The following is a 14,814-nucleotide window of genomic DNA, read 5'->3' as shown; positions in this document are numbered from 1 at the left end:
CGCTGGCGACCCGCCAGCCCATCGTCATTCCCCAAAGAGCCCCTTCCATGAACACCCTGCATCGCAGCGCCACCCTGGTGGCCTCTCTGGTCGCCGCCATCTCCGTCCACGCCCAGACAACCCCCCTGCCAACGCCTAAAACACTGCCTTCCGGCGTTGCCCTCACCTGGACCGCCGCCGGCGCTGGCGCCAAGCCGCTGGCGACCGACACGGTGCAGGTGCACTACCGCGGTACCTTGCCCGACGGCAAAGAGTTCGACAGCTCCTACAAGCGCGGCGAGCCCACCAGCTTTCCGCTCAACCGCGTCGTGCCCTGCTGGACGCAGGCCTTGCAGGAAATGAAGGTGGGCGACACGGCCGACATCACCTGTCCACCCGCCACCGCCTACGGCGAGCGCGGCATTCCCAACGTGATTCCGGGCAACACCGTGTTGAAGTTCCAGGTGCAGCTGCTCGCCGTTAAGGGCAAGTGAGCCGCTGAACCCAAAGAGTGGTACCAACATGATCGAAACCCGCCTGCGCATCCCCGCTTTGCAAACGGAGGAAGACGCCAGCGCCGTCATGTTCGAGTTGCAAGACCTGCCCTGCGTGCATCAGGCCGGTGTGGACCTGCCCGCTCACACCGCCTGGGTAGAACACACCGCCATGATCGCGCCGGAGGACATCGCGGCCAAGCTGCTGGAAGCTGGTTTCGAGGCCGAGGTGTTGTGAGCGACCAGCCTTCTGCCGGCGCCATCACCCGCTGCCTGCGCATCACCGGCCGCGTGCAAGGCGTGGGCTACCGCTGGAGCATGGCGCAGGTCGCGCAAAGCCTGGGCGTGCAAGGGTGGGTACGCAACCGGCCAGACGGCTCGGTGCAAGCGCTGGTGCACGGCCTCGATGCCCCGGTGCAAGCGCTCATCGCCTGGACGCAGCATGGGCCCGCTCTGGCGAAGGTGGATGGCGTGGCTGTCACGGAGCTGGTTGGCGAGGCCGTGCCCGACGGGTTCGAGCAGCGCGACACCTGAGGCGGCGTTCGAGCGGCCCGGGCAGCCCCGACCATTTCCAGCTTGCCGCCAGCCCCACGCCGCAGCCCGGCGTTGGCGGAGAGCCAGTTAGACCCAAGACTCTAGGGAAAACCCTCAAATTGAGGTGTCGCCCCTAGCGCTTTTCGACACACTGCGCCCATGCCTGTCTGAACGTGGTGAGCCAAAAGCCCGCCCGCCAGCCGAGTTCATCAGATCAACCTTCTGGAGTTCACCATGTCGAACAAAAACCTGTCCACCGTCGCCACCCAAGTCATCGAAGCATCTGGCATGGCTGCCACCAACGTCATCAACACCACCCGCTTCGGTGGTGAGCGCGTCATCGGCTACTTCGACGAGCGCTTTGCGTCTGCCGTGACCCGCGGCGCATCGTCGCTGGGCAAGAGCACCCGCTCCACCCTGATCGACAACCAGCAGCGCGTGAGCGGCTTGTATGTCAAAGGCCTGCGCCTGAGCACCGACCGCGCACAGAGCGCCGTGGGCGTGGCTGTGGACCTCGCCACCAAAGGCGTGAGCCTCGTGGCCACCAACGCCAAGCGCCTCGACAGCCGCGTCAACCTGAACGCACTGGACAAGCTGACCCGCGTCGCCATGCCCGCCGCCACCTTGCTGAGCAGCGTGGCTGAGCGCCTTGAAGAAGGCACCACCGAGCTCGTCAAGCGCGTGGCTGGCAAGTCCATGCCTGCCAAGGCGGTGGCCACCCGCAAGCTCAACGCAGCCAAGCGCAAGGCCGCGGCTACCCGCCGCCAGGTCACCAAGGCCGCCAGCCAGCAAGTGGACCAGGCCGTGGCCGCTCGCAAGAAGATCACCAGGACCGCTACCCAGCAGGTGAACAAGGCCGTGGCCACACGCAAGCAGATCACCAAGCGAGTGAGCAAGGCAGTGGCCAACACCGCCACCCAGACCTCCAATGCCGCGCGCCGCGTGGCACGCAAGGCCGAGAGCGCCGCCAGCGCCGCCTGATTCGCGCCCAGGGCGGCGGCTTCTCGCCGTCGCTGAACCCTGAAACGCCCCGGTGCTCATGAGCCCGGGGCGTTTCACATTCCGCGGTCGGCATCGGGGGAAAGAGCGGGCACGGGCGAGTGACACGAGCGCTGACCTATGCGCTTGCGCACCCCCGTCTTGTTGTGATGGGCACCCCGTTGAAGACAACGTGGCGCGCGGCGTGCGATGGGGACTCGGATCTTCCTCAATCCTGGCCGGCACTAAGTTCACGCGGCGGGCTCGCTTCGACCCCGAGTGGGGACCAAAATCAAAACTTCAAACCAGACATGTTGGCACCGATGCCGATTTGAGCCACTTGCCGACCATGAACTGGGCCAGCGCAAGCGTGCCCGATTCGGCTTCGGCCCCGACTTTCAAAGCGAACAAGCCGGCTCACTTCCAGCCTGGCGCATGGCTCAAATCGGCGTCGGCGGCAACATAGGCAGTCTTGTAGCTATTTCAGGCAGCACTTCTTGTGCTTGAGCCCACTTCCGCAGGGGCATGGGTCATTGCGGCCGACCTTGATGCGGCGAGCCTCTTTGAGGTATTGAGGAAGGACATCGCGCACCTGGGAGGCCGGCTTCATGTCGGCCGTCAATTGGTCTAGCTCCTTTGATGGTTCCCACGGGAAGTCGAGCGTGACGCCAAACTGAACCTGGCCATCTGCGCCCACGGACACTCCGAACCATTGCGCCGCGTGTCCCAGATACTTGCGCTTGGCGCAGTGAGTCTCCAGAACATCCACCGCCTCGGGAGAGGGAGCCGGGTTGCAATGAAAACAGACCCCTACGGGCAGCTTGCTCGACGCGAGAGTCACATCGTGTCTCTTGCCATCCAGCTGCGCCTTGCGCGTGATTGCCTCCAGCAAACGATGAACGTTCTTGCAGGAGTCTTCGTCCATGGAGAGCAAGTGGAACCCAAGTTCGAGAGTTGCGGGGTCCGCCCGATTCTCAATCTCCGTGATGACGCTCTCATAGCGAGTTCCACGCATTTTGGTAAGGATTCCCACGGGAGTGTCGTCGCCAGGCTGGTTATCCCTCCGAACCATCATCGCTGTGTCCAGGTCCTGCGCGATTGAGTCGTCAAGCATCACCAGCTGATGCTTTTCGTCGAGCCAGAGGTTCTGTTTCAAATGATATGCAAGCACCGTTAGCTCGTGACCAGTCATCAGTTTGTCTGTGACAGTCACGCGCAACTTTACGTAGCTGAGAAGTCGCAGGGGCGTCGCCAGCATCTCGGTCAACGTGTCAAGAAGGAACACGTCCATGACGAACGGAGCCTGGATGACGTCTGTTGTTTGGAACTTCAACGACTGGCTCGCTTGAAATGCCAAGGCCGGATAGTGCTCCGACACCAGGCTGACCAAGAAAATCTCCTTGATGTGAGCTGGAAGCTTGAGCTCTTTCTCGTCGTCGTCCACCAGGCGGCACCCCCCGGCAAGCATCTCATTCGCGCACGCCCAGGGGCTTCAACGAACTGGGCGAAGCGCTCGGTGCGTTGGTAGCAAATTTGGTCAAATGCGGCTTTCCTTCGAGCTGCCATCCCCTGAGGAAAGAGCGGATTGGTGCCCACGGCGGTGAAGCTGGTGAGCTGGCCCAGGCTGTTGTAGAGGTCGTTGAAGGGCACGTCTTCGCTGAGCCAGCCGCCCGTGCCGTTGGCGCGCACAAGCTTTTGCATCACCGAGCCGATGCGGCCGAAGTATTCTGGAGTGCGGGTTGTTTCAGCTGTGAGTGGATCAACGGTCTCGATTCAATGCTTCGATCATCATTTGTTTCGTCACCCGATCAAACCCCTTTAGCCAGAGGATTTCCGTGTCGTCCTCAACTGGTTGGAGGTAAGCCCGGCACCGTTCGTCTTCGTGCAACTGGTAGCTCGCTAGAGCTGCAAGCAACCTGCTTGAACCAAGGTAGTAGGGGTCTCCACCAGAAGCCCGTTCGATCACCTGATCGAAATATCGACGAGCAGCAACGAAGTCACCGGCCTGCAGCGCGTATTCACCCGAGAAGTAGAGGTCGCCAATTGTCTGCTGGCCGCAGTCGATGATGGCCTGTCTATCTTGTACGGCCTCATCAAAGAGTTCCAATTCCGCAAAGACCAAGGACCGCTTTCTATACAAGTGATCCCGTTGATCGGGGTAGGTGGCGAGCAGCGAGGAGAAAAGTTGCTCGCTCTCTTCTTTGCCGTCCTGGCGCAAACGCTTGAGCGCAACGTCGAGTTCGTCCTTCATTTGCGACCTTTCTTGTTGCCGCCGCATATCTCCGGGAGACAGCCACGGATGCATCTTTCGATACTACCTCCCCAGATGTTCCGAAAGTCTGTATAAGTAAACCACGAAACCCGGCATCCACATCCACCCAGTGACCGCTTCACTTTGGGTCCTTGTATTACCGCAAAGGGTCGCGAAGAGCCAGTCGCCTTGGCGGGAAGCAGTTGCTTGGCACCTTCGCAGCGCACATCACAGGGAGACACCCACTGGCCCAACCTGTCTCCCAATGTTCAGGTCGATATGCGCGACCCACGTTTTGGGAAAGTGATCTCTGATCAGTCAGCCCGAATGGGTGGCATCTTGTCGGCCACTTCCCGAACCTTGGTGGCTTCCACGTGATGCGCCCAATCACCCAGCTCCCGCCCACCGCGTCCGCTGCGCACCGCGCCCATTCGCGACTCGTTGCGTAGACGGCCGCTCCTGCCTTGGAGTCTTGCTCGGCAAACGACTGGTTGCATCGCTCGAGAAAATTCAGTCGTCAAGTTCGATAGTCCAGGCCCAGCCTGGAACCGACTTTGCACAACAGGAGGGCGGCAGTGCAGCGATAGGAGCCGGTGGGTGCTGCCAGGCAGGTTCACGTTGATTGCCACGAAGCACCTGTTCAGTTCGGCGATCAATATTGGCCCGAGTGGCGGTTGTGTAAGGTACTGCGGTCATGGGGCTTCTGCGACCTGGCAGGCGCCGTACCAATGACCGCTTCCCCGTCACTCGGACTGGCGGTTTCGACCCAAAGCTGACATCAAGCACCGCATCGCAAAGCTGCCATTTCGCGGGAGGTGTGAGGTCACCATCGAAGCGTCCAAGGCGATCTCAGCCTCCTTCTGAAAGTGACTGAGCAAACATCATTGCATTGCCATCGGGATCGTAGAAGGTGATCAGCTTCACCATATCTGGAACGATCTGAATATCGCCGTCCTGCTTGACGCGATGGGCGTCGAGTTGAGCCTTGGCCTCCACAATATCTTTGACACCCCAGACGTTGGTGGCACCTCCGCCCTGTGTCACGTTCTCGCTCTGAGCAAGTCCCACGGTTACGCCGGGGACGCCCGTCGACAGCTCGCACCAGCCGAGGTCATCGTCGCGGAACAGCAAGTCGAACCCAAGCACCTTCTGGTACCAATCGATCGACGCATCCATGTCGGAAACACTCATCGATGCGCTCAACTCAGGCACGTAGGTGATCCCCATTTGCTTCTTCTCCATTTGCTTCTCCCACAGGTTGGTTGTTGATGTGAGTCTGGAATGTATACTAGGTTGAATATGCAGTCAACACTGTCTCTTGCTGACCTCATTGCCCTCGGCCGCAGCCGGTGGGCAGTGCCTTTGCTCGCCGATCTGGCGGCGAATCGAGGAGCCCGCTTCGTCGAGTTGCTGCACCGATTGGCGCTGCCGCGCGACAGCCTCGTGCGGACGCTGCATGCCCTTGTTGAGCTCGGCTGGGTTATGCGCAACCCCGGGCATGGCCATCCATTGCGGCCGGAATATTTGCTCACGCCGGAGGGCGCTCGGATCGCAGCCGGTGCGACGGCGATTTCAGCAACACAAACGCAACTGGGGCTTGCGCCGGGCTCGCTCACCCGCTGGGGCATGCCGCTGGTTCGCACGATCGGTTCGAGTCAGGCGCGATTCAACGAACTCGCCAGAGCGCTGGCGGCGGCAACGCCGCGTGCGATCTCTCAAGGTCTACAGACGCTCGCTGTGAACGACTTGGTTGCCCGTGAAGTCTTAGATGGCTACCCCCCCGCGACCCAATATCGCCTCACACCAGGCGGATTTCTACTGGCGAACGCGGGCGGCCTGACGAGCACGGCCTAGTAATGATTTGATGCACCCCAAACAGCGTTTGTCCGCGCCTGAACGGACGAACGTCTGCCCTCTCGACCGATCGACGACCGCAAATGGCCGACATCGGTCTTCGCGGTCGAAGCCCAGGCCATCGGGCCAGATCCGCGCTGGCACCAAATGGCAAGCTCGCTCGATTGACACTAGACCGACCGGTCTATAGAGTTACGTCATGCGAACCGATGCGACACCACCAGCCACCCGCGATCGCCTGATCCATGCGATGACCGAAGCATTGCAGCGGCGGGGGCTGCACGGCATTGGTTTGTCAGAGTTGCTGCAGGCAGCGCAAGCACCGAAGGGAGTCCTGTACCACCACTTCCCGGGCGGCAAGACCGAACTGGCAGTTGCGGCCATCGACGCCGCTGTCGTCGCGCTGGAGGCGCGCATGGACGCGCTGCTGCGGCGCGAAGCTAACCCCGTGGCTGCGCTGCGCGCTTGGTTGACTGGTGCGCAACGCCAACTCGAGCGCACCGAGTTTGCGGCCGGCTGTCCGCTTGCCACTGTCGCACTGGAGTCGACGCCCGACGACACGGCGCTGCGCGGCGCGCTGGCACGGGGATTCGCCGCACTCCGCGAGCGCTTGGCCGGAGAGCTATTGCGAGCCGGCATGCCTGCGGCGCGCGCCCCGGCGCTGGCCACGCTGCTCTTTGCAGCCTACGAAGGGGCGCTAATGCAGGCCCGTGTAGCAGGCAATGCACGAGCCCTCAGCGAAACCACCGACATCCTGCTTGACATCGTGGCGCGCGAACTTCGCGAAGCCCCGGCCAACCCCTGACGCCATGAACCTGAGAATGCACGAACCGGAGCCTCTGATCCTGACCGCCGCCGATGGCTATCGCCTGTCGGCCACGTACTACCCGGCATCCGGCCCACTGCGGGGCCGCATTGTCGTCGCCGGTGCGACCGGTGTGCCCCAGCGCTTTTACCGCCGCTTCGCACTATATGCCGCGTCGCGTGGCCACGCGACATGGACGTTGGACTACCGTGGGATAGGCCAGTCGGGCCCGCCCAGCCTGAAGGGCTTTCGCATGGACTACCGTGACTGGGCTCGGCTCGACTTGGCGGCCGCGGTCGATCGCGCTGCGCAGCAGCCCGGGACGCCGGGTTCGGTCTTCATCGTCGGCCACTCGTACGGTGGACACGCCTATGGTCTGTTGCCCCAACCCGATCGGGTGGCGGGCTTGTACACCTTCGCCACCGGCGCCGGGTGGCACGGCTGGATGCCACCGCTGGAACGCCTGCGGGTGCTGGCAATGTGGCGGCTGCTTGGCCCGCTGCTCACACGGTGGAAGGGCTACCTGCCGTGGAGCTTGCTGGGCATGGGCGAGGACCTGCCACTGGACGTCTACCGCCAATGGCGCGAATGGTGCAGCCGCCCTCGCTACTTCTTCGACGATCCCGCAGTTGCTGACGAGGTCGCGGCGAGTTTCGATCGCGTGCGCACACCCATCGTTGCGGCTAACGCGCTGGACGATCACTGGGCCCCGCCCGCCTCGCGCGACGCCTTCATGGCAGGGTACCGGCATGCTGAATGGCGCGGATTGGACATCGACCCGGCAAGCATGGGCCTGGGTCCGATCGGCCACATGGGCTATTTCCGCTCTCAAGCCGAACCCTTGTGGCGCAACGCGCTGGACTGGTTCGAATCCCTCCCGCATACAGGAGTTCACTGTGCGCACGCCTGAAGAATTCAATCGTCTCGGGCAGCAGCACTTGCCAGCCCACCTGGGCATCGTGATCACCCGCAGCGATCCCGACCTTTTGCAGGCCGAGTTGCAGGTGCGTGCGGAGCTCATGGCCCCCAATGGGTTCCTACACGCCGGCAGCGTGGTGACTCTGGCGGACACGCTGGCCGGCTATGGCTGCGTGCGCAACCTGCCCGACGGCGCCAGCGGCTTCACCACCGTCGAGCTGAAGTCCAACCATCTCGGTACGGTGCGCGAAGGCACCGTGGTCTGCGAAGCGCGGCCGGCGCATCTGGGGCGGACCACGCAGGTATGGGATGCAACCGTCAGCTCGCGCGAAACGGGCCGCACACTGGCACTCTTCCGTTGCACGCAGCTGCTGCTGTACCCGAAGTAAGTCCAACCCGGTCAGCAGCCGCGAAGCTGCCGTTCGCCTATCACCGGAAGTGGCCGACAGCGCCAGTTCGAGGACCTTGTCTATGACTGTCCTTGGACGACACTGGCTAGTGAATCGAAAGTCAGCTTCCTGACAAGCCCTTGCACTCACACTGTCGGCCAGGAGCGGTCTTCGATCAATCGTGGAAGCGGTCACTCAAGGTTGGCGCTGAGGCAACTGCCAGGGCTGCTGCGGGCTGGCGCAGGATGGCGATGATGTGTTCCAGCGTGGCTTCGTTTCCTACTGAAGTCGTTCAACATCGATCAGTTGGCCCCAAAGTGCATTTTTTGATCGAGCACATGGCCTTCATTCTGAAATCAACATAGCCCTGTGTTGGATTCCGATCGCTTCAAATCGCACCTGGCCAATGCCTGGATTTTGTTGCCCAAGCGATACGACCGCCACTGCATGCCCACCTTGTGGTAACCGCGCAGCGTGAAGCAGCTCAGCTTCGCTGCAAGGCCCTGTGGCCTGCATGAACACCTGCGTCAATGATGCAAGGCCGCAGCCTCGATGGTTGGGCCAAACAATCGGCGCCCCTATGGAAAAACGGGTGGGTGGTTCACAGACCAATGCAGTGGCCATTGAACCCATTCGTTGCGAAGGAGAGCGAGCACGCATTGGTATGGAAGTGCTCCTTGGGAGCCAGTAACTCTCGCACTGCATCGCAAAACTGCAACAAAGGAGACCACTCATGGCGTCATAAAAGGACCTTATGATCGATCGAAAAATCAGTTCGAAAAGGGAGGAATATGAAGTCCGAAATCACCAAGCGCAGGGTGTTAATGGCGCTTGGCGTCGTCTCATGCGGTCTGGCGACAGGAGCGCTTCAGGCGCAGACCGCCAGCCAGCACAGCGGCATAACGCCCAATTGGATCGCGACACCCGCGTCGGCGCCGAAGTCTGCAAACCCAACGACGTCATTGGCGAGATCAACTTCGGCGTTGGCTTCCGCCGCGCCCGCTGAGTCGGTGTACTACGACACAAGCCTCACCGCGTGCCCGACAGGTTCGACATTGAACTATTTTTGGTACTACCAGGACACGCCCGATTTTCGGGGAAGCAGCTGGTGTGGGGCAGCTCAAGCCAACATCGCCTGGTCAAACGCAAACGATCCCAGCCGGGCTCCATACGCCCTTGAGCAATGTGTGGCAGGTAGTTACTGGAACTACTCCCACGCGTACCCGGACGGCTCGCGCTGGTACAGCGGCCTTTACCGCGGTATCAACATGGTCTGCACCACCCAGCCGGCGGATCCCCTGCCGCCACCAGAACCGCCGGAGCCACCAGAACCGCCACAGCCGGAGCCACTGGGGGGACCGCCACAGCCGCCAGGACCGACGCCACCAGGGCCGGTGTGTGAACGCCAAGACGGCGTGAGCGCCGGGAATCCCATCATCCCGGCCACAGGCGACAAGGTGCAGATGGAGCTAGACCACAAGGACGACAGTGTCCACGGAACCCACTGGCTGCGCACCTACCGCAGCAGCTGGGTCACTGGCTCTGCCTCGCCATCCAACACCCTTGGGGCAGGTTGGCGACACAGCCACGAGGTCAATTTGACGCTGCGCACTGCAGGCAATGGGGCCACCACTGCCCGCATCACCTTTGGCGACGGGCGCGTGCGCCTGTTCACACAGGCGCAAGGTGCCACCACATGGACACCCGACAACAGCATCGACAGACTCAGCCAGGCCGGAAGCGGTCACACCTATCGGCGCGCCGACGATGACAGTCTGTGGACATTCGATGCATCGGGGCGCCTGCAAACACATGCGCAACGCAATGGCTGGTCCATGGTGTACGGCTACGACACCTCGGGTCGATTGACACAAGTCACCAACCACTTCGGGCGAAGCCTGACGTTGGCTTACAACGCCGCTGGTTTGCTTCAGACGGTGACCTTGCCCGATGGACAAGCCATTGTCTACAGCTTTGACGATGTGTCCCGGCTGACGGGCGTGCTTTACGCGGACAGTTCCACCAGAACATACCTCTATGAAAATCCTGGCTTCCCTGCCGCCTTGACTGGCATCCAGCAAGGCACCCAGCGCTTTGCCAGCTTCGCCTACGACAGCCAGGGCCGCGCCACCAGCACAGAGCACGCTGGCGCGGTGCAGCGGCATGTCGTTGCATATGGCACCAACGGAGCAGCCACGGTGACCGATCCGCTGGGTACAGCACGGACCTATAACTACAGCACTCAAGTGGGCAAACTGGCCGTCACCAGTGCCAATCTGCCGTCGGCAACAGGGGCGCCCTCTGTCGCCAACCGAGTGCAAAACCCATTGGGCCTGATCGACAGGGAGACCGACTTCCTGGGTATCAATACCTTGTACAGCTGGGATACAGCGCGCCGTGTGGCCACAGGAGTGACCAGGGCAAACGGCCTTCCTGAGGCGCAGACCACACAGACCCAATGGCATCCCACCTTGCGCCTGCCCACCCAGATCGACGAGACCGGGGGCAAGCGCACGACCTTTGCCTACGATACCAACGGCAACCTGCTGCGCAAGAACATCACCGCGACCACGGGCACGGCCGTCAACGAAGTCTGGGCCTGGACCTACAACGCACAGGGGCTGATGGCCACGGAGACCGACCCGCGTGGCGCCACCACGACCTATGCGTACAACACCTTCGGTCAGCTCACCCGCAAGACCAATCCGCTGGGGCACGTCACCACCTATGCCTACAGTCCTGCTGGTCTGGTGTCGCAGATCAATGAACCCACAGGGTTGATCCGGCGCATGTCTTACACGCCGCGCGGCTGGTTGGCCACCTCGACCCTGTCCGTGGGCAATGTCCATCTCGCCACCGCCTACACCTACACCGCCGACGGCCAGATCCTGAGCGCAGCCCTGCCCAACGGCCACACCATCGCCTACCAGTACGACGCCGCGCTGCGCAACACCGGCTGGACCGACAACCGCGGCCAGAGCGCGGTCTTCACCCTCGACCCCGCCGGCAACGCCACCGACGAACAGGTGCGCAACAACGGTGGCGCCCTGGCGCTGCAAATCCGGCGCACCATCAGCGCGCTCAACCGCGTGCAGAGCGAAACCGTGGGCGCGGGCATCAGTGAGACCTACACGCAGGATGCCAACGGTCGCCTGGCCTCGGCAACCGATGCCCTGGGCCGAACCACCAACTATGGCCGTGACGGACTGGACCGCATCAACCGCATCACCGACGCCACCAGCCGCGTCGCCACCATCGCCTACAACGCACAGGACGCGGTCACGCAGGTGGTCGACTTCAACTACGTCACCACCGCCTACACACGCGATGTGCAAGGCAACGCCCGCAGCGAGGCCACGCCCGACGCGGGCACCACCGCCTCGACCTACGACGCCCTGGGCCTGCCCAGCCGCATCGTCGACGCCATCGCCCGCGCCACCGACATCACGCGCGACGCCATGGGCCGCCCGACGCTGATCACCCACAGCCCAGCCGCTGGCACACCTGCCACGACCCCTGCCGGCAAGATCCACACCACCGAACTTCGCTACGACCTGACGGGCACCACCTGCAACGCCGCCAATCAGCCCAACGCGAGCAAAGGGCGCCTGTGCGAGATCGTGGACCAAGGTGAAGGCACCAACGGTCTGTTCACCCACGCCACCACCCAGTTCCAGTGGGACGCCTTCGGCCGCCTGACCCGCCAGACGCAGATCATCTCCAGCGCCATCGCCAGCCACAGCATCGTGCAGACCACCGCCTACACCTACCGCACCAGCGGCGGCGGCAAAGGCGATCTGGCCACGCTCACCTACCCCAGCGGGTCCGTGCTCACCCACCAGTACAACGCCGCCGGGCGCCTCTCGGGCATGCGCTGGAACGGCCAGCCCCTGCTGCAGGCCATCACCTGGAACGCACTGGACCAGCCCCTGTCCTGGCGCTGGGAGTTCGCCGATGCCAGCACCACCACGCGCATCTCCGCCACGCGCCAGTACAACACCGCCGGCCAGTTGACCTCCAGCGAGTTCGCCACCTTCGCCCCAGATTCCACCGGGCGCATTGGCTCGGTGTCCCAGAAACTCGTGCGCGCCAACGGCGCAGGCGGCTGGGTCAGCGAAGACGTGCCCTTCAACGCCCTCTACAACAGCCTGGGCCAGCTCACCAGCTTCACCGCCGTGGGCGCCTCGCCGGTGTTCCAGTGGGGCCACACCTACAGCTACGGCCCCAACGGCAACCGCACCAGCGGCACCATCACCGCCAACGGCGCTTCGATGAGCTTCACCAACGGCATGCAACCCGGCACCAACCGCCAGAGCACCGCCGCTGGCGTGACCGTCACCACCAACGCCGCTGGCGACATCACCAGCCTGCTGGGCAAGACGCTGGCCTATGACGCGGCCGGGCGCCTCTCGGAAGCGACCGCTGTGCCGCCGTGCCCGTCGGGCAGCAACTGCGCCGGACAGCAGACCACGCTCAGCCGCTTCAACGGCTGGGGTCAGCGGTACCTGCGGGAAACCCCGACTGCGCAAACCGTTTTCAGCTACGGCACCGATGGCCACAACCTGCTCTCGGAGACCACGCGCAACGCAGGAGCCTCGGCGCCCTCGACCACCGAACACATCTGGCTGCCCACCGCCTCGGGGCCGATGCCGGTGGCGGCGGTGATCGACGGTGTGCATTACGCGGTGCATGCGGATCACCTGAACACGCCAAGGCGCCTGACCGACGCCAGCAAGGCGGCGAAGTGGCAGTGGCCCTACAGCGGGTTCGGGGAGATCAACCCACAGAGCACGCCTGCGGCCGGGCAGGCCCCGCTGAACTACAGCCTGCGCTACCCTGGGCAGATTGACGACGGCAACGGGCTGTTCTACAACTGGCACCGGTTCTACGATCCGAGGGTGGGGCGGTATACGAAGGCCGATCCGATTGGGCTGGAGGGCGGGTGGAACCGGTTTGGGTATGTGGGGGGGAATGCGTTGTCGGATACGGATCCAGAGGGCCTACGCGGTTTAAGGGATACCCTTCGGGGCCCTGCGTCGTTTGTCATGCCGGGCTCTGGCCGCCCCGATAGCGTTGGACGAATGGCTCGTCGATTTGAAAAGGACGAGCAAAAGAAGGATGGCTACGATATGTTCAATGGTCCTGAGCTTCCGTTAATTCCTCAGCCCGGTAAGCCAGACTGCAGGTTGGTTTGCCCGAATGAAGGGAATCAATGCAAGCCTGTACCGGAGGGCGCATTACCGAGCTTCCCTATGGCGGGGTGTTATCAGGTGTGCTCCCCAATTGTTATGAAACCTTGGGAGTAATCAATGAAGATCTTCTTCCCAATTTCTTTATTAATCGGAATGCTATTTTTACAATCTAGCATTTCTTCTGGTATTCCATGGATCATCAGGTCATTCTTGGGCGTAGTTTGTTTTTTCGCTTTAATAGTTTGGTTTTTTTATTCAAAGAAAAAGAAGGGTTCAGACCCAGCCCTGATGCTGAATGACATGGATGATGAATGATCGATATTGAGTCATCTTCGAACAGTGTTGGGTCAAGTCTTGTCTCTTGCCAAAAATGCGTAATCGATAAGCCAATCCGTCTCTAATCGAGCATGCAAATAAGGCGAAAACCCCGCTGCAAAAACATGGAGAGAACGGGTCATTCCCATTCCAACAACCGTTGAATGGGGAAATGGGGTCAGATTCCAATTAAAGTACAACGCCGCCGGGCGCCTCTCGGGCATGCGCTGGAACGGCCAGCCGCTGCTGCAGGCCATCACCTGGAACGCGCTGGACCAGCCCCTGTCCTGGCGCTGGGAGTTTGCCGACGCCAGCACCACCACGCGCATCTCCGCCACGCGCCGGTACAACACCGCCGGGCAGCTGACCTCCAGCGAGTTTGGCACCTTCGCGCCTGACGCCACCGGTCGCATCGGCTCGGTGATGCAAAAGCTCCTGCGCGCCAACGGCGCAGGCGGCTGGGTCAGCGAAGACGTGCCCTTCAACGCCCTCTACAACAGCCTGGGCCAGCTCACCAGCTTCACCGCCGTGGGCGCCTCGCCGGTGTTCCAGTGGGGCCACACCTACAGCTACGGCCCCAACGGCAACCGCACCAGCGGCACCATCACCGCCAACGGCGCTTCGATGAGCTTCACCAACGGCATGCAACCCGGCACCAACCGCCAGAGCACCGCCGCTGGCGTGACCGTCACCACCAACGCCGCTGGCGACATCACCAGCCTGCTGGGCAAGACGCTGACCTAGCGTCTCGGAAGCAACCTCCGTGCCGCCCTGTCCCACGGGCAGCAAAAGCTTGAACACTGCAACCCGAATGACGGCTTTGCTACAAACACTCCAAAGACCGCATCGGGTCGAGAGCGTGAGTTCGACCCTTCGTGCAGCGGACATTCGACCGCGAGTTGGCACTGCAACCGGTGGCCGATCAAGCTGGATGACTGCAGCCCTCTCGATACCTGTCATAGATTCCGCCGCGCTGCCGGGTGAGCCGATGACCGCTTCGTGCTAGGCACCGTGAACCCAGCTCCCGGGCGCGACTGACTGCTATCGCTGTATTCCGTTGAAAAACTCGGTTTTGGCCGTGATCCAGATACCGCGCTGAACTTGT

At 62.3% G+C, this 14,814-nt stretch carries 15 protein-coding genes; 12 read left to right on the top strand and 3 right to left on the bottom strand.

What is annotated here, in order from left to right:
* Positions 1–47 precede the first annotated feature (47 nt).
* The 4 genes from QUV25_RS15540 to QUV25_RS15525 all read left to right on the top strand — a co-directional run bounded on the left by QUV25_RS15540 (position 48) and on the right by QUV25_RS15525 (position 1,988).
* Positions 48–473 carry an FKBP-type peptidyl-prolyl cis-trans isomerase gene (locus tag QUV25_RS15540; protein ID WP_300865283.1) on the top strand — a complete coding sequence of 142 codons (426 nt, stop codon included), beginning with the start codon at positions 48–50 and terminating at the stop codon, positions 471–473.
* Between the two features lie 28 nt (positions 474–501).
* Positions 502–711, top strand: coding sequence for a heavy metal-associated domain-containing protein (locus QUV25_RS15535; RefSeq protein WP_291014789.1), 210 nt, complete (start codon positions 502–504; stop codon positions 709–711).
* Positions 708–1,007 carry an acylphosphatase gene (locus QUV25_RS15530; RefSeq protein WP_300865282.1) on the top strand — a complete coding sequence of 100 codons (300 nt, stop codon included), beginning with the start codon at positions 708–710 and terminating at the stop codon, positions 1,005–1,007. The genes QUV25_RS15535 and QUV25_RS15530 overlap by 4 nt, the downstream gene beginning before the upstream one ends.
* Before the next feature lie 234 nt (positions 1,008–1,241).
* Positions 1,242–1,988 carry a hypothetical protein gene (locus QUV25_RS15525; protein ID WP_300865280.1) on the top strand — a complete coding sequence of 249 codons (747 nt, stop codon included), beginning with the start codon at positions 1,242–1,244 and terminating at the stop codon, positions 1,986–1,988.
* Positions 1,989–2,463: 475 nt separating this feature from the next.
* On the opposite strand, the gene QUV25_RS15520 is transcribed toward QUV25_RS15525, so the two are convergent.
* From QUV25_RS15520 to QUV25_RS15510, 3 genes are all read right to left on the bottom strand, one after another.
* Positions 2,464–3,429, bottom strand: coding sequence for an SEC-C metal-binding domain-containing protein (locus QUV25_RS15520; RefSeq protein ID WP_300865278.1), 966 nt, complete (start codon positions 3,427–3,429; stop codon positions 2,464–2,466).
* Positions 3,430–3,744: 315 nt separating this feature from the next.
* A complete protein-coding gene (locus QUV25_RS15515; RefSeq protein ID WP_300865277.1) occupies positions 3,745–4,236 on the bottom strand; it encodes a hypothetical protein in 492 nt (163 codons plus the stop codon).
* A gap of 849 nt (positions 4,237–5,085) precedes the next feature.
* Entirely contained in the window at positions 5,086–5,478 is a 393-nt protein-coding gene (locus tag QUV25_RS15510) for a VOC family protein (protein WP_300865276.1), read from the bottom strand.
* A gap of 57 nt (positions 5,479–5,535) precedes the next feature.
* On the opposite strand from QUV25_RS15510, the gene QUV25_RS15505 reads away from it, so the two are divergent.
* From QUV25_RS15505 to QUV25_RS15470, 8 genes are all read left to right on the top strand, one after another.
* A complete protein-coding gene (locus QUV25_RS15505) occupies positions 5,536–6,090 on the top strand; it encodes a winged helix-turn-helix transcriptional regulator (RefSeq protein WP_300865275.1) in 555 nt (184 codons plus the stop codon).
* Positions 6,091–6,289: 199 nt separating this feature from the next.
* Positions 6,290–6,895, top strand: a complete 606-nt coding sequence (locus tag QUV25_RS15500) for a TetR/AcrR family transcriptional regulator (protein WP_300865274.1) — start codon at positions 6,290–6,292, stop codon at positions 6,893–6,895.
* A gap of 4 nt (positions 6,896–6,899) precedes the next feature.
* Positions 6,900–7,805, top strand: coding sequence for an alpha/beta fold hydrolase (locus QUV25_RS15495; RefSeq protein ID WP_300865272.1), 906 nt, complete (start codon positions 6,900–6,902; stop codon positions 7,803–7,805).
* A complete protein-coding gene (locus tag QUV25_RS15490) occupies positions 7,792–8,202 on the top strand; it encodes a PaaI family thioesterase (protein WP_300865270.1) in 411 nt (136 codons plus the stop codon). Before QUV25_RS15495 ends, QUV25_RS15490 begins: the two co-directional genes overlap by 14 nt.
* A gap of 754 nt (positions 8,203–8,956) precedes the next feature.
* Positions 8,957–9,208 (top strand): hypothetical protein, encoded by a 252-nt coding sequence (locus QUV25_RS15485; RefSeq protein ID WP_300865268.1) that lies wholly within the window; start codon positions 8,957–8,959, stop codon positions 9,206–9,208.
* 388 nt (positions 9,209–9,596) lie between these two features.
* Complete coding sequence (locus QUV25_RS15480) at positions 9,597–13,508, top strand: RHS repeat-associated core domain-containing protein (RefSeq protein ID WP_300865266.1); 3,912 nt, start codon at positions 9,597–9,599, stop codon at positions 13,506–13,508.
* Positions 13,509–13,511: 3 nt separating this feature from the next.
* A complete protein-coding gene (locus QUV25_RS15475; protein ID WP_300865264.1) occupies positions 13,512–13,709 on the top strand; it encodes a hypothetical protein in 198 nt (65 codons plus the stop codon).
* Between the two features lie 222 nt (positions 13,710–13,931).
* Positions 13,932–14,453, top strand: coding sequence for a hypothetical protein (locus QUV25_RS15470; protein ID WP_300865262.1), 522 nt, complete (start codon positions 13,932–13,934; stop codon positions 14,451–14,453).
* The last annotated feature ends 361 nt before the right edge of the window (positions 14,454–14,814 follow it).

It is taken from the genome of Hydrogenophaga sp., from assembly GCF_030373245.1.
Lineage (GTDB): Bacteria > Pseudomonadota > Gammaproteobacteria > Burkholderiales > Burkholderiaceae_C > Hydrogenophaga.
The sequence above is the reverse complement of the archived record's forward strand: the minus strand, read 5'-3'. Positions and strand labels throughout refer to the sequence as shown.